This window comes from Pseudomonas sp. W2Oct36 (assembly GCF_041060465.1).
GTDB classification, from domain to species: Bacteria; Pseudomonadota; Gammaproteobacteria; order Pseudomonadales; family Pseudomonadaceae; genus Aquipseudomonas; species Aquipseudomonas graminis_B.
On the sequence record NZ_JAUERW010000012.1, the window covers coordinates 49,393 to 73,913 of the forward strand.

Here is a 24,521-nt window from a genome sequence, read left to right on the forward strand (position 1 = left end):
TCGCGTTCCAGTCAGGTGTCCGTATCAACAATGGTGCGAAGACTATCGTATTGGTCCAAATGGAGGGCAGATTTATTTGAATCTGCCGGGGCGACTGGCTTACCTCGCTGACGGCATCTCTGCCAGATCCGCAGCCAGGGTTTCCAGCGTCGGCCGCATGATCAGAGGCGCCGGCGCACCTTCGGGCGCAGACAGGCCAAGACGGTTATGCCAAATCGTCGGCAGTCCCACCTTGGCCGTGCCGAACAGATCGTACGCCGAACCCGCGACGAACACAGCATGGCTGGCATCCACACCCACGGTGTCCAGCGCCAGACGATAAGGCGCGGGGTCGGGCTTATAAAAGCCGGCTTTCTCCGAGGTAATGACCACGTCGAACGGGATACCCAGCACCTCCGCCGCGATGTGGCCCAGGCGCTCCGAACAGTTGGTGACGATACCTAGCTTGTAATGAGGCTTCAGGGATTCGAGGACCGACTGGGCTTCCGCCCAGGGCTGCAACTCCCCGAAGCGCCGATCGAGTTCTGCGGCGGCATGCTTGCCCAGGCCGACTTCCATCGCCGCCTCCTCGACCAGCGTGTCATAGGGGCGATAGCGGCCGCAGCCGTAGGTCGCCTTCAGATAGGCCATGCGCCAGGTCCGGCCCAGCTCCTCGGAACCGGCGACTGAATTCCACAGGGTCCAGGAGTCCAGCAAAGCGGTGAGCAGGTCGAAAAGTACGAGTTGAATGGGGGGTGTTGGACGGAGGGGTGATGGGGTGTCGGTTGTCATTATTGTTATTCCTGAGCGGAGGGGTGGCGTGCGGAGGATGCCCGGCCAGTCAGCGTGATGGGCCTGTGGGTTTCTTCGCGATGGACTCCATTCTAGGCGGCGCATACGGCGATGAACCGCATGAGGCCTAACACTATGGTTCAGCGTTGGTTAAGGATCATTCCCTCAAGGTCGGGTTCCGACGAGCCACGCGATCAGAGATAACAACGTTGAGACACGCAGCCATTTGCCAACAAGACAGGGATGAAAAATTTGAGAGAGTGGAAGGGATCGAGGCCGCCAGGGATGCGGATCATCAATACTCGTCATGGCGACGAGAGTGCGTTATGGAGGCAACCCCACCAGCCACACCCCGGCACACAATGTTCCCGCTGTGGCTGCTGCCTTCCGGCTCTGACCAGGTTCACGGGTAATCGTTGCGGGGGGACCGATGGGGTCACCATAACGACGCTCGCCAGTGGCGAGCCGCGCCATTGTACCGGTCTCGCGAGAAGTTACAACCTCTTGTTTCAGATTAAGATTTTGAGCGTCGTCAGCCCTTCGCCGCCTGCCCAATGCAGCGCCTGAGGCGCTGAATGCGGCACAATGGCGCCTGCCTTTTCACCTCCCACACGCAAGTGGCTGGCCCCTGCCCGGCCCCGCCAGGGCGCAAGACACAGGAACCACCGATGCATTTCGCGCTCACCCGCCATGAATCCCTCTCCCCCATCCAACAGCGCCAGTTGCTGGAGATCGAGCTGCTCCCCGAGCAGATCCGCCACGTCGGCGACATTCATGGCGGTCTGCACACGCTGACCGCACGTCCCATCGCCGACCGACAGGGCTTCGTACTGCTGGTGGACGACATCCCCCGGGGCTTTTTCGTGCTCAAGCGCAGGTCGCTGTTGCCGGAGTGGGCGCGTGAGCACGCGAAGGTGACCACCACGCTGCACGCGTTGATGGTCGATAAACGCTTTCAAGGCGGTGGTCTCGGCAAGCAATGCCTGCGCGCGCTGCCGGCGTTGGCGCGGGATTTATGGCCAGACACTGCACAGTTGATGCTGGCGGTGGAGGCCGGCAATCACCCGGCGCGCCAGCTGTACCTGGCGCTGGGTTGGCAGGCGTTGCCCGAGCGCGATCCGGACCACGTCAGTGTCGAGCGGCTGATGCTGCTCGCACTGTAATCATTCAATGGGCCAGTGATCGCAACTGCCAGACTTTGCTGCAGCACTCGACGTTCATCCAGTGCTCGAGCGCGGTGACGGTCATGGGCCGCGCGACCAGGAAGCCCTGCACTTCGTGGCAACCCAGCTCGCAGAGGATTTCGTAGACGCCTTCGGTTTCGGCGCCTTCTGCAACGACGCGATAGCCCAGGCGCATCGCCAGATCAACGATGGCTTCCACCAGGCCGCGATCCTTGTCATTGCTGTCGATGTTTTCCACCAGCGATTTGTCCAGCTTGACCGTGGTGGCGGGCAATTGCCGCAGGTAGGTCCAGTTGCTGTAGCCGGTGCCGAAGTCATCGATGGCGATGTCGATGTTCAATGCGCGCAAGCGCTCCAGCTGCAGCCGGGTGACTTCAGGGTTGTCGCACAGGGCGCTTTCGGTGAATTCAAGCTCGAAACCACTCGGGTCGAGACCGCTGACCGTCAATTGCTCGAACAGCGCATCGCTGAATGACGCGTTGGCCAGATCGATTGCCGACACGTTCATCGCGACTTTGAAGGCATAGCCCTGCGCCTGCCAGAGCGCCGCCTGCGCAACGGCCTTTCTCAACACCCAAAGGCTGAGCGAGCGAATCAGGGCGGTCTTTTCCGCCAACGGGATAAATTCCGCCGGGCTGATCGGGCCCAGCACCGGGTGCTGCCAGCGCAACAGCGCTTCGACGGTCACGATACGGCCGGTGGCCACTTCAAGCCTTGGCTGATACACCAGCGACAGTTGATCCGGGCTGCGCACGGCTTCGGCCAGCGCCGCCAGCAGCAGAAAGGCCCGTTGCTGGGCGAAGTCCAGGTGCGGCTCGTACCAGCGCCAACCCGTCGACTTGCCGCGGGCTTCGTCCGCCGCGCTGACCACCAGCCGAATCCAGTCGTGCTCATCACAGCGGTCCAGGCCCAACGGCAGCACGCCGATGCCGACGTCCATTTGAATGGGGATGTTGCGGCAGATCAGCGGCCGCCGAAAATGCTCGAGCAACTGCCGAAACAGCAGCTCGGCCTGCTCCGGCCGGGCGTTGCGGGTGATCAGCGCGATGCGCGTGGGGCTGACCTTGTACAACGCGGTGTCGTCAGGCAACTGGCTGCGGCAGTTTTCGATCATGCGGCGCACCAGTTCCTGGGCGAAGCTGTAGCCCAGCGCTTTGACGATGCTGTCGAGAAACGCTGGCGCGACCATGTCCAGCGCAACCAGCGCATATTTGCGCCGATCCGCCAAAGCGGCGAGGTCTTCTTGCAGGCGCAGACGGTTGAACAGACCGGTGGGCTGATCGACGTAGCTGGCATGGCGCAGGTTGTTGAGCCGCTTCATGACCAGCTGGCCATACATCTCCAGCATCGCCACGTCACGCGGGTCGAGTGGCGGCCGAGGCGTGCTGTCGATGATGCACAGCGTGCCCAGGGCCAGGCCGTCGGCGGTCACCAGCGGCACGCCGGCGTAGAAGCGGATGTGAGGCTCGCCAGTCACCAGCGGATTGTCGCTGAAGCGCGGATCGAGCATCGCGTCAGGGACCTGAAAGATTTCGGGGCTGAGGATGGTGTATGCGCAGAAGGCGATTTCGCGGGGCGTCTCGCGCTCGTCCAGGCCTGCCCGCGCGCGAAACCATTGGCGGTGCTCGCTGACGATGGAAACAAGGGCAATGGGGACCTCGAAATAGTGGGTCACCATCAAAATGATGTGGTCGAGCACGTCGTCCGCCGTCGCATCGATTAAACCCATGTGGGTAATGCGCGAAACCCGGGAACGCTCGTTTTGGGGAAATGGAGCACCAGTGGCCATAACTGAAGTCCCTTTAAGACCGCTTTGCCAATCGCCTTGCCAGTAGTGTCAAAACGATATGTACCGGGAAAATAGCACCCCTTTTTCCCCGTTGCAGGCATCGCGGACAAGCGGCGAAGTCCTTTCACCGCTTCGTACCCGTGCTTTTTAGCCCTCACTCACCTGAGTGAATCACTGCACCTGCAGCACCTCATCAGCCTTACCGCCAGCACCCTGTATGACCAGATGGATGAAATGCAGCTTGGTGATGACCGCCGGAGGCAACACGAACGGATAGAAATCCGCCTGACCCATGGCGCGGGACAATTCGTTGAGCATGCCCGCCAGCTCGATCCACGCATTGACGAACGAGAGAAACGCCGGACCGCCCGGATGCTGAGGGTCGTACAGGGTTTCCAGCGGGAACGGCTGGTAGTCGAGATCCATGTCACGGGCACTCATGCCCAGGCTCAGCGCGGTGTCGACAGCGTCCATCATGTGCAGGTAATGCGCCCAGGTTTCGGCCCAGTCTTCCCACGGGTGCATGGTCGCGTAGGCGCTGACAAAGCTCTGCTGCCAGTCGGCCGGCGCGCCATGCTGGTAGTGATGGTCAAGGGCGTCGGCGTAGCTGGCGCGGTCGTCGCCAAACAGGTTGCGGAAACCGTCCTGCCAGTAGGTGTCGGCGATCAGGCGATCCCAGTAGTAATGCCCCACTTCGTGACGGAAATGCCCGAGTAGCGTGCGGTAGGGTTCGTGCATCTGCACGCGAACCTTCTCACGAATGGCGTCGTCGGCTTCTTCGACGTTAAGGGTGATCAAGCCACTGGCATGGCCGGTGGTGGGCAGGTTGCCTTCCAGGTCGACGCCGAGGAATTCGAAGGCCAGGCCGCGTTCTTCGTCGACGCTTTTGGGGACGACGTGAAGGCCGAGGGTGATCAACTGTGCAACCAGCCGGCGCTTGGCGGTCTCGATCTTGCCCCAGCGCTCAGGGTTTTCCGGCACGGACAGGTCGGGGATGGTCTTATTGAGGCTGCAAGCGATGCAGAAGTCGCCGGCGTTCAGCGCCGGAAACATCCAATTGCAGGCGGCTGCCGTGTCGAGGTTGGCGCAACGGCGGTAGAGCCCGGCCTGGGGCTCGTCGGTGAGACGCCAGGTCTGCGCCTCGGGGCCCGGTTCCAGCGCGGCAATCTTGCTTTGCTCGGGGAGATAACCCAACGCCGCCGAGCAGGCCAGGCACTGGCTGTTGCGGAAAAACACCGACTGTCCGCAATGGCATTGCCAGACTTTGCTGTTGCGTTTGTTCTCACCGGCGAACGGCGCCGCGATCCGTGTGCTGAGTTGCTCGAAGAACTGGAACATGGCGATATCCTGATGGGGCTGCTAGCACTAGATCGTCAAGGGTGGCGGGGGTTCCGTGGGATTTTCTTACTCTTGGGTCCCGCTTATCGGCGGGACTACTTCACTCAGGTCCAGATCCGGGGACCCGCCTAACGGCGGGCATTTCGCCTTCGGCGAGTTACTTGGAAAAGTCGAAAGTCGCACCATCCCCAAGTAACCAAGGGTGCCTGCTCCTGGTTTGGCCCTTCGTTCCTCAGGGTTCCCTCACTCCGACGACGCTCCGTGGGCCCGCGCCGAACGGACATCCATGTCCTGACGGCGCTCTCGCGGCATCCATGCCGCTCGGCCCACTCCGCGTCGTCTGCGTTCGGCCTGCACCCAAGTCGCGATTGGCGGTGTCTGGGCTGGCTGTGTATGAAGATCAAGATCAAGTGCAGATCAAAGGCTTCCCGGCTGAAGCCGGTCCTATGTATGGACTCGCCCCCACATTCAACCTGCTTTTCGAACACTGCTACCCGGTTGCATCTATGTATAAGGCCTGTTCGAGGAAGCATCATCAGCTTCTGGCCAACATTGGGTGAGCTCGCGGTATGCCGATTACGATAAGGCCTCAAAGGGCCAGTAGGACCGCAGGCATCTGTCCGCGACGGTCTGACCAAGGGTCAATGTTCTTCAGCAGCGGTTGAGGTGACTCAGCACCCCGGTGGCAGAACTCGGTTGATTAATGATTCATCGCCGCCTCCTGGCAATCTGCTGGCTGGCGACGATAGGTTTGATCGTTTTGCAGCAAGACCCAGACGATACGCAGGTTTCGGTTGGCCAGCCTGACGGCCGCCCCTTTTTGACCGTGCCGACTTAGCCAGCGTCGCAACCGGCGATCATCCGGATGCTCCGAATCAGGCCGCACCTGTCTTAACACGGCGTGCGCTCCCTGAATCGACAGGCTGCGAATATAGCCATCACCACGTTTGCAAATTTTACCCAGTCGGGTTTTCTGTCCGCTGCTGTTTTGTTCAGGAACCGTGCCGAAGTAGGCGGCGAACATTCGTGCGTTGGCGAAGCGCTCAGGTTCAGTCTGTTTGGCCAGCAAGGCCGTGGCGATGACAGGGCCGATGCCGCGTACCGTCATCAGACGCTTTGCCGTCTCGTCTTGGCGTGCTGCTGCTTCCAGACGCCCCGTCAGCACATCGATGCGTTCACCCAGCTGACTCCATTCGCCCAGCAGTTCGTCGATCAGCTCGCGCAACATATCTGGCAACGGCTGGGTGGCGTCTTCCAGTATCCGTGGGACATTTCGACTTAGGGCTACCGCCCCTTGCGCCATCGCAATGCCCTGTTCCAGCAACAACCCGCGTATCTGATTACCCATCGCGGTAAGCCGCTTTACATACCCTTGTCGAATCCGATGCAAGGCCTGCATGGCCAATTGAGCGGTGCTTTTGACGGGTACTGAAGCAATGTTTACATCTCGTCCCGAGCGCAATATCGCCAGCGCATCGTTGCGGTCATTCTTGGCGCCGCTGCGATGATTGGCGACATGTTGCGCCGGTAAAATTCGCACCGGGTTGCCTTGCGCCTGCAACAGCCGCGCCCATGACTGTGCGCCAGGGCCGGTTTCCATCAGCACCGTTACACCTGGCGGCAGGGTTTTTAAAAATGCCACAAAGGCTTCGCGTGACTTGATGCGGCTTTCGTAAATGACCTCACCAAAGGCGTCCTCTCCGGCTATCTGGAACACGTTTTTGGCAAGATCCACAGCCACTGTCGAACAAGCCGATACATCGGCTGAAGACAAGGCGTTACTTTTGATCGTATGCTTTTTCATGGGCTCGCCCTCGCTGTCGTTGGCTTCTTAAGAATGCCACCGTGGCGCTACTGACGCCTCGGCTTGGGCGAGTCCATCCAATTACGGGTGCGCGTTGTTTCTGCTGATCGTTGATCGTTCCCACGCTCCGCGTGGTAACGCCGCCTCGGACGCTCCGCGTCCCTGCATGACGCGGAGCGTCTTGGGATGCATGCCCACGCGGAGCGTGGGAACGATCAGTTGCCGAACTGCGAAATTGATGGTGACTCAACCGGCCTCTTCCCGGCTAAAGCCGGTCCCACTAAAGGCAGCGCGTGCATTCTGCGAGAGTCGCGGCAGACCTCGACTGTAGGACCGGCTTTAGCCGGGAAGCTTTTGATCTGCTTTAAAAGCGCTTTTGATCTTCCTGCACAAAAAGCCCAAACACCGCAGAACGCGACTTGGGTGCAGGCTGAACGCAGGTCTCGCGCAGTGGGCCGAGCCGCAGGGATGCGGCGAGAGCGCCGTCAGGACATGGATGTCCGTTCGGCGCGGGCCCACGGAGCGAGACCGGAGTGAAGGAACCCGACGAAGTCGGGCCCAACCAAGAGCACAAGCCCTTGGTTACTTGGGGCTTTATCAAGTAACTCGCCGAAGGCGAAACAGTCTGCCCCCAGGCAGACGCTCTTGATCTTAAGGACCTTGATCTTGATCTTGATCTAGCCGACCTCAACGCCTTGTTGCTTCAGAAACCCCACAAACGCCTCTTCGTCGAGCACCTTCAGCCCCAGCTCGTTGGCCTTGGTCAACTTCGAGCCCGCCCCCGGCCCGGCCACCACCGTGTGGGTCTTCGCCGAGACCGAACCCGACACCTTCGCCCCCAGCCCCTCCAGCTTCTCCTTCGCCACATCCCGGCTCATCAACTCCAGCGAACCGGTCAAGACCCACGTCTGCCCGGCCAGCGGCAAACCCTCCACCACCTTTTTCTCGCTCTGCCAGTGCATGCCGAAACCCTTCAGCTGCTGCTCGATCGCCAACGCCCGCTGCGCATGCTCCGGGACATCGAAAAACGCCCGCACCGCCTGCGCCTGCTTCTCCGGCAGCGTCTGCCGCATATCCAGCCAGTCCGCCGAAACCACCGCCTCAAGGGTGCCGAACTTGTCCGCCAGTTTCTGCGCCGCACCCGGCCCTACCGACGGAATATTCAGCTTGTCCAGCATCCCGCCCAAGGTCGCACTGGCTGCGAACTCAGCGCCCAAGTCGCCCGTGTCCTGAAGCTCCATCTGGCATTCGCCGAGCAAGGCCCCGATCACGTTCTGGTTGTGCTCGTCTTCGAAAAAACTGTGGATCTCATGGGCGACTTCCAGGCCCACGTCCGGCAGATACGTCAGCACCTCCGGCAGCGCGACAATCACCCGATCCAGCGAACCCAACGAGCGCGCCAGCACCTTGGCCGTCTCCTCACCCACGTCCGGAATGCCCAGCGCATAGATGAAGCGCGCCAGCGTCGGCTGCTTGCTGTCATCGATGGCCTTGAGCAGCTTCTTGCTGGAGATCTCGGCAAAACCCTCCAGATCGATGATCTGCTCGTACTTCAGCTTGTACAGATCGGCGGGCGAACCGATGAGCTTCTCGTCCACCAACTGCTCGATGGTCTTGTCGCCCAGGCCTTCGATGTCCATCGCCCGACGGGACACGTAATGGATGATCGCCTGCTTGAGCTGCGCGCCGCAGGCCAGACGGCCGACGCAGCGATACACCGCGCCTTCGCTAATGGTTTCCTTGCCCTTGCTGCGCTTGATCAACTGCGTGCGCTCGACCTGGGAGCCGCACACCGGGCAGGTCTGCGGGATCTCGACGGCGCGGGCGTCTGTCGGGCGTCGTTCTTGCACGACCTGCACCACCTGGGGAATCACGTCCCCGGCGCGGCGGATGATCACCGTGTCGCCGATCATCAGGCCCAGACGCGCCACTTCGTCCATGTTGTGCAGCGTCGCGTTGGCGACCGTCACACCGGCGACTTTCACCGGCTTCAAACGCGCCACCGGCGTGACGGCGCCGGTGCGGCCGACCTGGAATTCCACGTCGATCAGCTCGGTGAGTTCTTCCATGGCCGGGAATTTGTGGGCGATGGCCCAGCGTGGTTCACGGGCGCGGAAACCCAGCTCGCGCTGGGCGGCAACGCTGTTCACCTTGAACACCACGCCGTCGATTTCGTACGGGAGCGTGAGACGTTTCTCGCCGATGTCGTGGTAGTACGTCAGACAGTCTTCGATGCCGTGGGCAACTTTCATCTCGCGGCTGATCGGCATGCCCCACTCTTTCAGCTGCTGGAGGTTGCCGGTGTGGGTGTCGGCGATGTCGTGGGACACCTGGCCGATGCCATAGCAGCAAAATTCCAGCGGGCGGTTGGCGGTGATTTTCGAATCCAGCTGGCGCAGGCTGCCGGCCGCCGCGTTGCGCGGATTAGCGAAGGTCTTGCCACCCACTTCAAGCTGACTGGCGTTCAGGCGCTCGAAGCCGGCCTTGGACATGAAGACTTCGCCGCGCACTTCGAGGATGTCCGGCCAGCCCTTGCCGTGCAGCTTCAGCGGGATATTGCGCACGGTGCGCACGTTGACGCTGATGTCTTCGCCGGTGGTGCCGTCGCCGCGGGTGGCACCACGCACCAGCGCGCCGTTCTGGTACAGCAGGCTGACCGCCAGGCCGTCGAGTTTCGGCTCGCAGCTGTATTCCACCTTCTTCGAAGCAGCCGGCAGGTCCAGCCCTTCGTTGACCCGACGATCGAACTCGAGCATGTCGGTTTCTTCGAAGGCGTTGCCGAGGCTCAGCATGGGGATTTCGTGGCGCACCTGGGTGAACGCCGACAGTGCCGCACTGCCCACCCGCTGGGTCGGCGAGTCAGGGGTCACCAGATGCGGGTTCTCCGCCTCCAGCGCCTTCAGCTCGTGGAACAGCCGGTCGTACTCGACGTCCGGGATGCTTGGCTCGTCGAGCACGTGATAGCGGTAATTGTGCTGATCCAGCTCAGCGCGCAGTTCAAGGATGCGGGTTTCGGCGGCTTTCATAAAAATAATCTCGAAATGCAAAAGAGCAGCCGAAGCTGCTCAATTGGTGATGCTTGAATCTGTGGGAGCGCCAATCAACGGCGCTGGGTCAGGGCGCGGCGTTCGAACTCGACGATGCGCTGACGGTAATGCTCGATGGTTTGCGCGGTCATGACGCTGCGCTGGTCATCTTTCAATTCACCGTTGAGCTCGTGGGCCAGCTTGCGAGCGGCGGCGACCATGACATCAAACGCCTGCTTCGGATGACGCGGCCCTGGTAGACCGAGGAAGAAGCTGACGGCGCGGGTGCTGAAGTGGTCGATATCGTCCAGATCGAACACGCCCGGCTTGACCGCATTGGCCATCGAGAACAGCACCTCGCCGTTGCCGGCCATGCTTTCGTGACGGTGGAAAATGTCCATTTCGCCAAAGCGCAGGCCGCTTTCCAGAATGTTCTGCAACAGCGCCGGACCTTTGAAGCCGCTTTCGTCCCGGGAGATCACGCTGATCACCAGCACTTCTTCCACCGGTGGCAGGTCCTTGTCTTCGGTGATGCGCTGGTTCGGCTTGTCGTCCGGGAAGTCGTCGTCGCGGGCACTGAACAGGTCAGGACCGGCGCTCAGGTTGAGGTCGCCCTGATGCGGCTCGTCCTTGCGCTTGCCCCGTCGCGGTTCACGTTCGGCGCGCTCCCGGGGCGCTGCACTCATCGTCGGCAGGTCATGCTCGTCGAGTTTCGGTTCTTTATGGGTGTCGAGGACGCGCGCAGGGCCCAGCACTTCGGCGGACGTTGGTTCGTCGTCGTCCGGCAGGTTGGATAAGTTGCGGTCCAGCCTGAATTTCAATTTGCCCTTGCCGCCGCGCATACGGCGCCAGCCGTCAAACAGAATACCGGCAATCACAATAATGCCGATGACGATCAGCCACTCTCGCAGACCGATTTCCATGTAGTCCCGTGCCTCTAATGAAATTCTGAAAATTAAGGGCGCAAACCCCTTTAAAACGTGGAGCCAACTCTATGTTCTGAATGGCCTTTTACCCACGCGAAATGGAAAAGTGGACATTAAGCTAGCACGACCAAAGGCAACTTTACACCGTCTGTTACATCTGGCAGGTCACAAGCATCTGTCACGCTGCGGCGGTGGTTCCTGTACTGGACGTCCGTGCGCCACTTTTCCCTGCAAATCTTCATGATCGCCACGCGATCAACTGCGCATCCTGCTATGACTCCACCAGCGCCATCGCCTCCTCTACGTCCACCGCCACCAGCCTTGAACAACCCGGTTCGTGCATGGTGACGCCCATCAACTGGTCAGCCATTTCCATGGCGATCTTGTTGTGGGTGATGTAGATGAACTGCACCGTCTGGGACATCTCTTTGACCAACCGGGCGTAGCGCCCCACGTTTGCGTCGTCCAGCGGCGCATCGACTTCGTCGAGCATGCAGAACGGCGCCGGGTTGAGTTTGAAGATGGCAAAAACCAGCGCCAGCGCGGTCAGGGCTTTCTCACCCCCGGACAGCAAATGGATCGTGCTGTTTTTCTTGCCGGGAGGACGCGCCATGATCGTCACCCCTGTATCGAGTAAATCTTCGCCCGTCAGTTCCAAGTAAGCGCTGCCGCCACCGAAAACTTTTGGAAAAAGTGCCTGAATTCCGCTGTTTATCTGATCAAAGGTCTCTTTGAAGCGGTTGCGGGTTTCCTTGTCGATTTTGCGAATCACGCTTTCCAGCGTGTCCAGCGCTTCGACCAGATCGGCGTCCTGGGCGTCCAGATAGCGTTTGCGTTCGGACTGCTGCTGATACTCGTCGATGGCTGCAAGGTTGATGGCGCCCAGACGCTGAATCCGTGCGGCGATGCGCTCCAGTTCTTCTTCGGCGGCCTTCTCGTTGGCGTCGGCGGTCAGGGTCGCCAGCACGCCATCCAGGTCGTAGCCGTCTTCGTGCAGTTGCTCCTGAAGCGCCTTGCGCCTTACGGTCAGGGTCTGCCATTCCAGGCGCTGTTGCTCTAGTTGCCCACGCAACAGCGCCGATTGCTGCTCGGCCTGGTTGCGACGTTTCTCGGCTTCCCGCAGTTCGCGGTCGGCGTCTTCCAGAGCGTTCTTGGCGGTGCGCATCTCTTCGTCGACGACCATGCGCTTTTCCAGCAGCTCTTCGAGCTTCATGCGCAATTCTTCCAGCGGCGCGGCGCCCTCCTCCAGATTCAGGCTCAACTGCTCGCGCTTCTCGGTCAGGCGCTCGGACTGCATCTCCAGCCGCTCCAGGGCCTGACGGGTGGAATCATGCTGCGCGCGCAGCGAACCCAGGCGCACGGCCAACTGGTTGGCGTGATCCTTATGCTGCCGGGCTTCCTGACGCACCCGGTCCAGGCGCTCGCGCAGGCTGTCGCGCTGGGCCAGCAGCAGCTCGCGCTGTTCGGTGTCCAGCGCCATGCTGTCGAGGGCGTCCTGCAACTGCAGGCGGGATTCGCCGAGGGTTTCCTGCTCCATGGCCCGCTGTTCAGCGAGCTCGGCCAATTCTTCATCGAGCCGCGTCCGGCGCAGGGTCAGTTGCTCGACCTTGGCTTTGGCAGCGGACAACTGCGCCTTGAGCTCGCTCTGCTGACGGGCTTCGTCCTGCAGGCGACGGCGCAATTGCTCGCGGTTGTCTTCCTGGGTGCGTTGCTGCTCGCGCTGAGTTAGCAATTGTTCATCTAGCGCGGCCAGGGTCGCCTCACGTTCGTCGCGCTCGGCTTCAAGGCGCTGCAATTCCTGACCCCGCGCCAGCACGCCGCTTTCGGCCTCGCTGGCGCGGCGCACGCGGAGAAAGTCCCTACCGACCCAATAGCCGTCGCGGCTGATCAGGCTTTCACCGGCGCCCAGTTGGCCGCGAAGCGCCAAGGCATCGTCGAGGGTTTCCACGGGTTTGACTTGGCCCAGCCAGTGGGCCAGATCGACCTGCGTATCGACTTTGTCCAGCAAACTGCCAGGTATGCGCGTGACATCAGCGCCGGGACTCACCAGGCGCAGGTCGCCCTGACTGAATCCGGCCAGATCGAGCCCGGCGAAATCATCCACCAGCACCGCATTCAGGTCGGCGCCCAGCACGGTTTCCACGGCCATTTCCCAGCCCGCCTCGACCCGCAGCCCTTCGGCCAGACGCGGACAGTCGCTGAGCTGATGATCGCGCAGCCATTCGGCTGTGCCGGTGCCGGGATCGAGTGCCGCCTGTTGCAAGGCTTCCAGCGAAGCGAGGCGACCGTTCAAGCGTTGCAGATCGCCCTGGGCCTGTTGCTGCGCCTGGGTGGCCTGTTGCAGATCGACGCGCAGTTGCTCAAGGCGCTCGATCAGGTGTTCTTCTTCAGCGGTCAGTTCTTCGAAAGCCATTTCCCGCGCGGCGAGGTCTTCGCTGAGTTCGAGAATCGCGGCGTCTTCGGGGTCAGCCGCGAGCAATTGGCGCTCTTCACCCAAACGCCGCTGACGCTCGGCCAGGCGCTCCAGGCTGGTTTCCAGCTGCTGAATGCGCGACTGCTGCACTTCCGCCTGCCGCCGGGGTTCGGCGGAGGTGAGGTTGAAGGCGTCCCACTGCTCCTGCCAGCCGTGCATGGCGGTTTCGGCGTCTTCCAGCGCGGCGGCGGACTCTTCGGCGGCGGCGAGGGTGATTTCCTGCTCCGGCTCGAGCATTTCCAGCTCTTCGCCAAGGGTCGCCAGCAGTGTGCGGTCGTGGCCCAGGTGGGATTCGGTTTCCAGGCGCGCGCGCTCGGCTTCGCGCAGGTCGTCTTGCAACTGACGCAAGCGTTGCTGACCGTGCTGGATGCTCTGCTCGACCCGGGCGATGTCGCCGCCCACGGAATAGAAGCGCCCCTGCACGAGGTTGAATCGCTCGGACAGGTCGTGATGGCCATCGCGCAGGCGCTCGATGGCCGCGTCGGCGCTGCGCTGGTCGGCGACCAATGACTCGAAGCCGACCTCCTGATTGCCGATCACCGATTCGCGCTGGGCCACTTGCTCGTTCAGCGCCTGCCAGCGCAACGCCGACAGCTGCGCCTTGAGCTGACGCTCTTCGGCTTTGTATTCCTGATACTTCTCGGCCGCCTGGGCCTGACGCTGCAGGCGCTCCAGCTGCCGACCCAGTTCTTCGCGCAAATCGGTCAGGCGCGCGAGGTTTTCGTGGGTGCGGCGAATGCGGTTTTCGGTGTCGCGGCGGCGCTCCTTGTACTTGGAGATGCCGGCAGCTTCTTCGATGAAATTGCGCAGGTCTTCGGGCTTGGCTTCGATCAGCTTGGAGATCATGCCCTGCTCGATGATCGAGTAGCTGCGCGGGCCCAGGCCGGTACCGAGGAAGATGTCGGTGATGTCGCGGCGACGGCATTTGGTGCCGTTGAGGTAATAGCTGTTCTGGCTGTCGCGGGTGACTTTGCGGCGAATGGAGATTTCCGCGTAGCTGGCGTATTCGCCGACCAGGGTGCCGTCGGAGTTATCGAAAACCAGCTCGATGCTCGCCTGACTCACCGGCTTGCGGCTGGTGGAGCCGTTGAAGATGACATCGGTCATCGACTCGCCGCGCAGGTTCTTGGCCGAGCTTTCGCCCATGACCCAGCGCACCGCGTCGATGATGTTGGATTTGCCGCATCCATTGGGACCGACCACGGCCGCCATGTTGCTGGGGAAGTTCACCGTCGTCGGGTCGACGAACGATTTGAACCCGGCCAGTCTGATGCACTTGAGGCGCATGAATCAGCTGGCCGCCAGGGCAGACAAAACCGATTGGCAGCTGCGCTCGGCGTAGCAGGTCAGCACGTCGCGGATGCGCGCCAGATCCCGCGCCACCACCGCTTCGAGCAACTGGCCGAACAGAGTCAGGTATTCGCTCATTTCCGCCTCGCGTTGATCCAGGGCGAGGAAATAGAAGCGGCTCATGGAGGGCTGCAGGTTCTCGACGGTCTCTTCCAGGTACGGGTTGTTGGCGAACGGATAGGCCGCGCGCATCACGTTGAAGCTCTCTTCGACGAAGCCTTTCACGTCCTGGCGCTCGCAACTGGCCATGAGCCGCTGCTGAATCTGCTGGAACGGCGCCAGATCGACCGGCTCCTTCCAGCTGCGCGCCACGGCCAGACCGAGCAGGATATACATCTCGCTCATCAAGGCGCAGAGGCTGGTGATGTTGTGCGGGGTCAGGACCGACACCTGCGCGCCACGACGGGGCAGGATCACGATCAGGTGGCGGCGTTCGAGAATCAGCAACGCCTCTCGCACCGAGCCCCGGCTCACGTTCAGCGCGGCCGTGACCTTCTGCTCCTGAATCCGCTCCCCTGGCTTGAGCTCGCCGCGGATGATGCGCTCGGCAAGGTGGTGAGCGATCTGCTCGGCGAGGCTGTCAGGTGCCTTGAACGTCATTTCTTACCTTCAACTTCTTGGGTCGCAAACAAGCGGCGGAGTGTATCGCACTGCAGGTCTGTGGCGCAGGGCCATACTGTGGAAACTGGCACGAATTAAGCAGAAACACGGATATGTTCTGCTCACGCGCACCCAGTCTTTAAACATCATGTTCACCTGAGTTATCGGCCATATTTCGAAATAATGAATTTCTTGACCTTTGAGTCAGAAATTAATTGACCCGATAGTCAGAGCTGATAGATTCATCGACATGTTCGATGACCCCTCCGCCGGCAGCTGTGACCAGTGCTTTTAAATGACAAGAACGAGGCGCGACCCGTGATCCAGTTTCTCCTGAACCAAGAGCTGAAAACCGAACAGGCTCTGGACCCCAATGTGACGGTGCTCAACTATCTGCGCGAGCATCTGCACAAGTCCGGCACCAAAGAAGGCTGCGCCAGCGGCGATTGCGGCGCGTGCACCGTGGTCGTTGGCGAGCTGACCACCGATGCGGCGGGCCGGGAGCAACTGAGTTATCGCAGCCTCAATTCCTGTCTGACCTTCGTGGCCTCGCTGCACGGCAAGCAACTGATCAGCGTTGAAGACCTCAAGCATCAGGGACGCTTGCATAGCGTTCAGCAGGCGATGGTCGACTGCCACGGCTCCCAGTGCGGTTTCTGCACGCCGGGCTTTGTCATGTCGCTGTTCGCGCTGCAAAAGAACAGCGCCGAATCCGCCTCCTCCGACACCAGGCACGCCCAGGCCCACGAAGCCTTGGCCGGAAACCTATGCCGTTGCACCGGCTATCGACCGATCCTCGCGGCGGCCGAGCAAAGCTGCAGCCAACCGCAGGCTGACCAGTTCGATGCCCTGAAAGCTCAGACCATCGCCCGCCTCAAGGCCATTGCGCCGACGCAAACCGGCGAGCTGAACAGCGGCGACAAGCGCTGCCTGGTGCCGCTGACCGTGGCGGATCTGGCCGAACTCTACGAGGCCAATCCCCAGGCCCGGCTCTTGGCCGGCGGCACCGACCTGGCCCTTGAAGTGACGCAATTCCATCGCCCGCTGCCGGTGATGATCTACGTCGGCAACGTCGCGGCGATGAAGAAGATCGAGCATTTCGAAGACCGCATCGAGATCGGCGCGGCCACGGCGCTCACCGATTGCTACGAAGCACTGAGCCGCGAGTACCCGGATTTCGGTGAATTGCTGCACCGTTTTGCATCGCTGCAGATCCGCAATCAGGGCACCCTCGGCGGCAACATCGGCAACGCGTCCCCGATTGGCGACTCGCCGCCCCTGCTCATCGCCCTGGGCGCGAAGATCGTGCTGCGCAAAGGCGAGCAGACCCGCACCCTGGCGCTGGAGGATTACTTCATCGATTACCGGGTGACGGTACGTCAGGAAAGCGAGTTCATCGAGCGCATCATCGTGCCCCGCGCCAACGCCCGACAGACGTTTCGCGCGTACAAGGTTTCCAAGCGGCTGGACGACGACATCTCGGCGGTCTGCGCAGCGTTCCGCGTGCACGTCGAGAACGGTGCCATCGTCGACGCCCGCGCGGCGTTTGGCGGCATGGCGGCGATCCCCAAACGCGCCGCCCATTGCGAAAAGGCACTGATCGGCCAGCCGTGGACGTCGGCCACCATCGAGCGTGCCTGCGCCGCACTGGCCGAAGATTTCACGCCGCTGACGGATTTCCGCGCGAGCAAGGAATACCGCCTGCTCAGCGCACAGAACCTGCTGCGTAAGTACTTCATCGAAGTGCAAACGCCCCACATCCAGACGCGGGTGACAGCTTATGTCTAACCATCATTCAGCCAAGTCCCAGGAAGAAATGGTCGCCCTGTTCCAACAGGACCTGACCACCGGCGTGGGCCGCAGCGTCAAGCACGACAGCGCCGACAAGCACGTCTCCGGCGAAGCGATCTACATCGACGACCGCCTCGAATTCCCCAATCAGCTGCACGTGTATGCACGGCTGTCCGACCGTGCCCACGCGCGCATCGTCCGCGTCGACGTGTCGCCCTGCTACGCCTTCGACGGCGTGCGCATCGCCATCACCCATGAAGACATTCCGGGGCTCAAGGACATCGGCCCGCTGCTGCCCGGCGACCCGTTGCTGGCCATCGACACGGTCGAGTTCGTCGGTCAGCCGGTCATTGCCGTGGCCGCCCGGGATCTGGAAACCGCACGCAAGGCGGCCATGGCCGCGATCATCGAATACGAAGACTTGGAGCCGGTGCTCGACGTCGTCCAGGCCTACCGCAACAAGCACTTCGTGCTCGACAGCCACACCCACCAGCGCGGTGATTCAGCGACGGCGCTGGCGTCCGCCACCCACCGCATTCAGGGCACGCTGCACATCGGCGGTCAGGAACACTTCTACCTGGAGACGCAGATTTCGTCGGTGATGCCCACGGAAGACGGCGGCATGATCGTCTATTGCTCGACGCAGAACCCGACCGAGGTGCAGAAGCTCGTCGCCGAAGTGCTGGACGTGTCGATGAACAAGATCGTCGTCGACATGCGCCGTATGGGCGGCGGCTTCGGCGGTAAGGAAACCCAGGCCGCGAGCCCCGCGTGCCTGTGCGCGGTGGTTGCGCGTCTGACCGGTCAGCCGACCAAGATGCGCCTTCCCCGCGTGGAAGACATGATGATGACCGGCAAGCGGCACCCGTTTTACGTCGAGTACGACGTGGGGTTCGACGACGACGGACGCTTGCACGGGATTCAGCTGGAGCTGGCGGGCAACTGCGGTTATTCGCCGGACCTGTCGGCGTCCATCGTCGACCGCGCGATGTTTCACGCCGACAATTCGTATTACCTGGGCGACGCCACGATCAACGGCCATCGCTGCAAGACCAACACCGCGTCGAATACCGCTTATCGTGGCTTCGGCGGCCCCCAGGGGATGGTCGCTATCGAGGAAGTCATGGACGTCATCGCCCGGCATCTGGGCAAGGACCCGCTGGCGGTGCGCAAGGCCAACTATTACGGCAAGACCGAGCGCAACGTGACCCATTACTACCAGACGGTCGAGCACAACATGCTCGAGGAAATGACCGCCGAACTGGAAGAAAGCAGTGACTACGTCGAGCGACGCAAAGCGATCACGGCCTACAACGCCCACAGCCCGATTCTGAAGAAAGGCCTGGCCCTGATTCCGGTGAAATTCGGCATTTCCTTCACTGCCAGCTTTCTCAACCAGGCCGGCGCGCTGATCCACATTTACACCGACGGCAGTATCCACCTGAACCACGGCGGCACCGAGATGGGCCAGGGTCTGAACGTCAAGGTGGCGCAGGTGGTGGCCGAGGTGTTCCAGGTCGACATCGACCGTGTGCAGATCACCGCGACGAATACCGACAAGGTGCCGAATACATCGCCGACGGCCGCCTCCAGCGGCGCTGACTTGAACGGCAAGGCCGCGCAGAACGCTGCGGAAATCCTCAAGCAGCGGCTGGTGGAATTCGCAGCCAGGCATTATCAGTGCGATGAGTCGCGGGTCGAGTTTCGCAACGGTCATGTGCGCGTCGGCGAGCAGGTCATCAGCTTCGACACCCTCGCCCAGCAGGCGTGGATGGGCCAGGTGTCGCTGTCGAGCACGGGCTATTACAAGACGCCGAAGATCTTCTACGACCGCAGCCAGGCGCGCGGCCGGCCCTTCTATTACTTTGCCTTCGGCGCGGCTTGCACCGAGGTGCTGGTCGACACCCTGACCGGCGAATACAAAATGCTGCGCACGGACATCCTTCATGACGTCGGCGCCTCGCTGAACCCGGCCATCGACATCGGCCAGGTCGAGGGCGGCTATATTCAGGGGATGGGCTGGCTGACCACCGAGGAACTGGTCTGGAACGACAAGGGCAAACTGATGACCAACGGCCCGGCGGGCTACAAGATTCCGGCCGTGGCCGACATGCCGGCGGACCTGCGGGTGAAGCTGGTGGAGAACCGCAAGAACCCCGAAGACACGGTGTTCCATTCCAAAGCCGTGGGTGAGCCGCCGTTCATGCTGGGCATCGCCGCGTGGTGCGCGATCAAGGACGCGGTGGCGAGCCTGGGCGATTACCGGCATCAACCGAAGATCGACGCGCCGGCGACCCCGGAACGGGTGTTGTGGGGGTGTGAGCAGATGCGCGCGTTGCGGGTTGCGGCGCCGGAAGCGGAAGGTGTCGCCCATGAGCTGGCGGGTTCGCCAGTTTGAACAGTGGTGGCTTGAGCCAACGCCTTCGCGAGCAAGGTGGAGCGCCACCCCGGTCGTTCCTACAGTCCAAATGCGAGCCTGTAGGAGTGAGCTTGCTCGCGATGAGGCCAGCACGGGCAATGACGATGTTTGATCTGCCAACCCGCCGATCAGGAGAAATCACATGAATAACTGGATCAGCGCTCTCGCCGATTTGCAGCAGCAGGGCGAGGCCTGCGTGCTGGTGACCATCATCGAGGAGCGGGGCTCGACGCCGCGCAATGCCGGCTCGAAAATGGTCGTCAGCGCCGGGCGGATCTTCGACACCATCGGCGGCGGGCATCTGGAATACAAGGCCATGGAAATTGCCCGGGAGATGCTCGCCAGCGGTAGCCAGCACACCCGCCTGGAGCGCTTCAGCCTTGGCGCCAGCCTGGGTCAGTGCTGCGGCGGCGTTAACGTGTTGCTGTTCGAACCCATGGGCCAGCCCCAGGCGCACATTGCCGTTTTCGGCGCCGGCCACGTGGGTCGGGCGCTGGTGCCGCTGCTGGCCAGCCTGCCCTGCCGCGTGCGCTGGATCGATTCCCGCGAGGCCGAATTTCCCGCGCACCTGCCAGACGGCGTGACGCAGATCCTAAGCGAGGACGTCATCGAAGAAGTCGATAACCTCCCCGCTGGCAGCTATTGCATCGTCATGACCCACAATCATCAGCTGGACCTAGAACTCGCCGCTGCGATTCTCAAGCGTGGCGACTTCAGCTATTTCGGCCTGATCGGCTCGAAAACCAAGCGCGTGAAGTTCGAGCATCGCCTGCGGGATCGCGGCTTCGATGCTGCGGTGCTGCAGCGGATGCGGTGCCCGATGGGCCTGACCGAGGTCAAAGGCAAGCTGCCTATGGAAATCGCCGTGTCCATCGCCGGCGAAGTGATCGCCACCTACAACGCTCATTTCGGCGAGCAAAGCACCACCGCCGAACCTGTCGCCAAGCTGCTGCCGGTGTCCCGCCGCAGCCAGGCCCAATGAATCCCGGAAGAACGATCAACTGACATGACCACAGATATCAGCACCGCCCAAAAAGCCTACCGCGCCGCCATCATTCACAGCATCGCCGACCCTGCCGACGTAGCGGTGGAAGCGTCGTACGAATATTTCGAAGACGGCCTGATGGTGGTCGACAACGGCAAGATCATCGCCCTCGGCAATGCCGAAGACCTGTTGAAGACCCTCGCCGACGACGTCGAAATCGTCAGCTATCAGGACGCGCTGATCACCGCCGGTTTCATCGACACCCATATCCATTTGCCGCAGACCGGCATGGTGGGGTCCTACGGCGAGCAGTTACTCGACTGGCTGAACACTTACGTCTTTCCCTGCGAGAAGCAGTTCGAAGACCCCGAGCATTCGGCGCAGGTGGCTGACATCTTTCTCAAGGAACTGCTGCGCAACGGCACCACCACGGCTCTGGTGTTCGGCAGTCGTCACAAGGAGTCGGTGGAGGCGCTGTTCAGTGCCGCCGAGAAGCTCAATCTGCGCCTGATTGCCGGCAAGGTGATGATGGACCGCAACGCGCCGGATTATCTGGTGGACACCGCTGAATCCAGCTACGTCGACAGCAAGGCGCTGATCGAGCGCTGGCATGGCAAGGGCCGTCTGCATTACGCCGTCACCCCGCGCTTCGCCCCGACCAGCACGCCCGAGCAATTGACCCTGGCCGGCCAGTTGCTGACCGAATACCCCGACCTGTACATGCAGACCCACATCAGTGAAAACCTGAAGGAAGTCGAGTGGGTCAAGGCGCTGTTCCCGGAGCGCAAGAACTACCTGGATGTGTACGACCATTTCAACCTGCTCGGAGAGCGCTCGATGTTCGCCCATGGCGTGCACCTGTGCGACCAAGAGTGTGAACGCCTGGCAGAAACCGGGTCAGCCATTGCCTTCTGCCCGACCTCCAACCTGTTCCTCGGCAGTGGGCTGTTCAACTTGCCGATGGCGGAAAAGCACAAGGTCAATGTAGGACTCGGGACTGACGTCGGCGCCGGGACGAGCTTCTCGCTGCTGCACACGCTGAACGAGGCGTACAAAGTCATGCAGCTGCAAGGCGCCAAACTGAGCCCGTTCAAATCGCTGTATCTGGCGACACTGGGCGGCGCACGGGCACTGCGGCTGGAAGACAAGATCGGCAATCTGCAGCCGGGCAGCGAAGCGGACTTCGTGGTGCTGGACTTCAACGCCACACCGCTGCTGGCCTACCGCATGAGTCAGGCGACCAGCATCGAAGAGCGGTTGTTTGTGCTGATGACCCTGGGGGATGACCGGACCGTGAGCGAAACGTATTCGGCGGGGGCGTTGGTGCATAGGCGTTGAGGCGATTCCGCAAACGGTAGGAGCGCTAGCCCGCGAATGCAGTGTGTCAGCCGACGTTGATTTCGCAGGCCCGACGCTTCGCGACCGTCGTAACCTCCGATTGCTCCTACAGGAGATCTGCGCTCGACGCGGATTTGGATGACAGCTGGAAACTGTAGGAGTGAGCTTGCTCGCGAAGGCGTTTTGTCAGTCAGCCTGGATGAGGCTGACCCACCGCATTCGTGAGCAAGGTGGAGCGCCACCCCGGTCACTGTCACATTCAGACTGCGGTGCTGCGCCCTGCTTTTTTCTTCGGCAGCATCAGGTGGGAGAACACGGCGTGGAGGTCGTCGGAGGCGCTGTCTTCGTCGAGGTTGAGCTTGCTGTCGATGTGATCCATGTGGTGCATCATCAGGTTCACCGCCAGGGTCGCGTCGCGGGCTTCGATGGCGTCGATCAGTTGGGTGTGTTCATCGTATGAGCAGTGCGAGCGGTTGCCGCTTTCGTACTGCGCGATGATCAGCGAGGTCTGCGAGACCAGACTTCGCTGGAAGCTGATGAGCGGAGCGTTTTTCGCCGCTTCCGCCAGCTTCAGATGGAATTCCCCCGACAGACGAATGCCTGCTCCGCGATCCCCTTTGGAAAAACTGTCGCGCTCGTCGCTGACCATCTGGCGCAGCTCGCTGAGCTGTTCCGCGGTGGCGTGCTCGACCGCCAGTTCAGTGATCGCCTTCTCCACCAGACGCCGGGCGAAGAACACCTGTCGTGCCTCTTCGACGCTCGGGCTGGCCACCACCGCCCCACGGTTAGGGCGCAACAACACCACCCCCTCGTGGGCCAGTCGCGAGAGTGCGCGACGAATGATGGTGCGGCTGACGCCGAAGATTTCACCCAGGGCTTCTTCACTCAGTTTGGTGCCGGGCGCCAGGCGCTGTTCGAGAATCGCCTCGAAAATGTGCGCGTAGACGATGTCGTCCTGGGTGCCGGTACGGCCGGATTTGGCCGTGCGTGAGTGTTTCTTGAGGGGTTGCAGCTGATCGTTCATGGGCACTCGTGGTAACAGAATCCGGCGCGGGGCCTTGCCGTGATCAGAGCGGGTACGACCACTGTTGGAGCAACCAATAGCAGATATCCCGGCAAACTCACAGTAAAAGTAATGGCGCATTGTACACAGCCGGCAACGTCTGCACAGGCCCCGAACCGACGGTGCGTTATGCACACAATCCGCCAAATATCCCGAACAATATCGAAAACATTATTTGCATTATTTGTATACAAAAGCATAATCCCTCGTGCTTGTTGCTGACCTCTCAGTCAACAAATCGGCCTGACAGGTCCACCGCCTCCCGGAGCCCGCAACCGGCTTTGTCATAACAACAAAAACGTCCCGAGGATTTCACTGTGGAAAGTCGCAAAACCGAAGCCACGCCGCTGGATCTCACGCTGCCGCGCAAAGGCCTGCTTGAACGCCTCTTCAAACTGAGCCTGCACGGCACGACCGTCCGGACCGAGCTGCTGGCGGGGCTCACGACCTTCATCACCATGGCCTACATCATCTTCGTCAACCCCAACATCATGGCCGACGCCGGCATCGATCATGGCGCGGCGTTCGTCGCGACCTGCATCGCCGCGGCGCTGGGTTGCCTGCTGATGGGGCTGTACGCCAACTGGCCGGTGGGCCTGGCGCCGGGGATGGGCCTGAATGCGTTCTTCACCTACACCGTTGTCGGCACCATGGGTTACAGCTGGGAAACGGCCTTGGGCGCGGTGTTCGTCTCGGGCGTGATCTTCATGTTCCTGACGCTGTCGCGGATCCGCGAATGGCTGCTCAACAGCATCCCGGTCAGCCTGCGCTACGCCATGGGCGCCGGGGTCGGCCTGTTTCTCGGGCTGATCGGCCTGAAGACCGCCGGCATCGTGGTCGACAGCCCGGCGACGCTGATCAAGCTCGGCTCGTTGCGCGAACCCGGTCCGCTGCTCGCCGCCATCTGCTTTCTGATGATCGCCGTGCTCAGTTACCACCGGGTCTTCGGCGCGATCCTCATCAGCATCATCGCGGTGACGCTGGCCGGCTGGGGCCTGGGGCTGGTGCATTACAACGGCATCTTCTCCACCCCGCCGAGCCTGGCGCCGACCTGGATGGCCATGGACCTGGCGGGCGTGTTCAACGTCAGCATGATCAGCGTAGTGCTGGCGTTTCTGTTCGTGCACATGTTCGACACGGCCGGCACGCTCATGGGTGTGGCACAGCGCGCCGGTCTGGTGCGCGAAGACGGTCGCATCGAGAACCTCTCACGGGCCTTGAAGGCAGACAGCGCCTCCAGCGTGTTCGGCGCAATGGTCGGTGTGCCGCCAGTGACCAGCTACGTGGAGAGCGCCTCGGGCGTGGCGGCCGGGGGGCGGACGGGGCTGACCGCCGTGACCGTGGGCGTGCTGTTCGTGGCGGCGATGTTCTTCGCCCCGCTGGCTGGCATGATTCCCGCCTACGCGACGGCAGGGGCATTGATTTATGTGGCGATGTTGATGATGGGCGGCATGGCGCACATCGACTGGGACGAAGCCACCGACAGCATCCCGGCGATCGTCACGGCGATCATGATGCCGCTGACGTTCTCAGTCGCCGACGGCATCGCGCTGGGCTTTATCACTTACGTAGTGCTCAAAGCCGGCACCGGCAAACACAGGGAGATTTCGGTCAGCCTGTGGGCGCTCTGCGCGATCTTCATCGCCAAGTTTGTGTTTCTGTAA

15 protein-coding genes and 1 other RNA gene are annotated in these 24,521 nt (G+C 61.7%); 6 read left to right on the forward strand and 10 right to left on the reverse strand.

The window, feature by feature from the left end; all coding sequences use genetic code 11:
• Positions 1–99: 99 nt before the first annotated feature.
• Together QWI18_RS16565 and ffs are read right to left on the reverse strand one after the other, a co-directional pair.
• Complete coding sequence (locus QWI18_RS16565; RefSeq protein WP_296315473.1) at positions 100–771, reverse strand: HAD-IA family hydrolase; 672 nt, start codon at positions 769–771, stop codon at positions 100–102.
• A 336-nt stretch (positions 772–1,107) separates the two neighbouring features.
• An RNA gene (gene ffs / locus QWI18_RS16570) (signal recognition particle sRNA small type) lies at positions 1,108–1,204 on the reverse strand.
• A 235-nt stretch (positions 1,205–1,439) separates the two neighbouring features.
• Here ffs and QWI18_RS16575 point away from each other — a divergent pair.
• Positions 1,440–1,934, forward strand: a complete 495-nt coding sequence (locus tag QWI18_RS16575; protein WP_192130074.1) for an N-acetyltransferase — start codon at positions 1,440–1,442, stop codon at positions 1,932–1,934.
• A 4-nt stretch (positions 1,935–1,938) separates the two neighbouring features.
• On the opposite strand, the gene QWI18_RS16580 is transcribed toward QWI18_RS16575, so the two are convergent.
• The 7 genes from QWI18_RS16580 to QWI18_RS16610 form a co-directional block, all read right to left on the reverse strand.
• Positions 1,939–3,744 (reverse strand): putative bifunctional diguanylate cyclase/phosphodiesterase, encoded by a 1,806-nt coding sequence (locus QWI18_RS16580; protein WP_369319295.1) that lies wholly within the window; start codon positions 3,742–3,744, stop codon positions 1,939–1,941.
• Between the two features lie 171 nt (positions 3,745–3,915).
• Positions 3,916–5,082 carry a putative zinc-binding metallopeptidase gene (locus QWI18_RS16585; protein WP_192130072.1) on the reverse strand — a complete coding sequence of 389 codons (1,167 nt, stop codon included), beginning with the start codon at positions 5,080–5,082 and terminating at the stop codon, positions 3,916–3,918.
• 700 nt (positions 5,083–5,782) lie between these two features.
• Positions 5,783–6,886, reverse strand: a complete 1,104-nt coding sequence (locus tag QWI18_RS16590) for an IS110 family transposase (protein ID WP_369319296.1) — start codon at positions 6,884–6,886, stop codon at positions 5,783–5,785.
• Positions 6,887–7,563: 677 nt separating this feature from the next.
• Positions 7,564–9,912 carry an NAD-dependent DNA ligase LigA gene (ligA, locus tag QWI18_RS16595; RefSeq protein ID WP_369319297.1) on the reverse strand — a complete coding sequence of 783 codons (2,349 nt, stop codon included), beginning with the start codon at positions 9,910–9,912 and terminating at the stop codon, positions 7,564–7,566.
• Positions 9,913–9,986: 74 nt separating this feature from the next.
• On the reverse strand, positions 9,987–10,835 hold the full coding sequence (gene zipA, locus QWI18_RS16600; protein WP_065988711.1) for a cell division protein ZipA: 849 nt from the start codon (positions 10,833–10,835) through the stop codon (positions 9,987–9,989).
• Between the two features lie 274 nt (positions 10,836–11,109).
• Positions 11,110–14,598 (reverse strand): chromosome segregation protein SMC, encoded by a 3,489-nt coding sequence (gene smc / locus QWI18_RS16605; protein WP_369319298.1) that lies wholly within the window; start codon positions 14,596–14,598, stop codon positions 11,110–11,112.
• A 3-nt stretch (positions 14,599–14,601) separates the two neighbouring features.
• Positions 14,602–15,261 carry a GntR family transcriptional regulator gene (locus QWI18_RS16610; RefSeq protein ID WP_065988713.1) on the reverse strand — a complete coding sequence of 220 codons (660 nt, stop codon included), beginning with the start codon at positions 15,259–15,261 and terminating at the stop codon, positions 14,602–14,604.
• Positions 15,262–15,579: 318 nt separating this feature from the next.
• Between QWI18_RS16610 and xdhA the strand changes: the two genes are divergently transcribed.
• The 4 genes from xdhA to guaD all read left to right on the forward strand — a co-directional run bounded on the left by xdhA (position 15,580) and on the right by guaD (position 21,794).
• The gene (gene xdhA, locus QWI18_RS16615; protein WP_369319299.1) at positions 15,580–17,049 is read left to right on the forward strand and encodes a xanthine dehydrogenase small subunit; all 1,470 of its coding nucleotides are present in this window, start codon (positions 15,580–15,582) and stop codon (positions 17,047–17,049) included.
• Positions 17,042–19,450 (forward strand): xanthine dehydrogenase molybdopterin binding subunit, encoded by a 2,409-nt coding sequence (gene xdhB / locus QWI18_RS16620; protein ID WP_369319300.1) that lies wholly within the window; start codon positions 17,042–17,044, stop codon positions 19,448–19,450. Before xdhA ends, xdhB begins: the two co-directional genes overlap by 8 nt.
• 163 nt (positions 19,451–19,613) lie before the next feature.
• Positions 19,614–20,453 carry a xanthine dehydrogenase accessory protein XdhC gene (gene xdhC / locus QWI18_RS16625; protein WP_369319301.1) on the forward strand — a complete coding sequence of 280 codons (840 nt, stop codon included), beginning with the start codon at positions 19,614–19,616 and terminating at the stop codon, positions 20,451–20,453.
• 24 nt (positions 20,454–20,477) lie between these two features.
• Entirely contained in the window at positions 20,478–21,794 is a 1,317-nt protein-coding gene (gene guaD, locus QWI18_RS16630) for a guanine deaminase (protein WP_369319302.1), read from the forward strand.
• 259 nt (positions 21,795–22,053) lie between these two features.
• Here the strand turns inward: guaD and QWI18_RS16635 are convergent, their stop codons facing one another.
• Positions 22,054–22,818, reverse strand: coding sequence for a GntR family transcriptional regulator (locus QWI18_RS16635; RefSeq protein WP_192130065.1), 765 nt, complete (start codon positions 22,816–22,818; stop codon positions 22,054–22,056).
• 356 nt (positions 22,819–23,174) lie between these two features.
• Between QWI18_RS16635 and QWI18_RS16640 the strand changes: the two genes are divergently transcribed.
• Positions 23,175–24,521 carry an NCS2 family permease gene (locus QWI18_RS16640; protein ID WP_296311766.1) on the forward strand — a complete coding sequence of 449 codons (1,347 nt, stop codon included), beginning with the start codon at positions 23,175–23,177 and terminating at the stop codon, positions 24,519–24,521.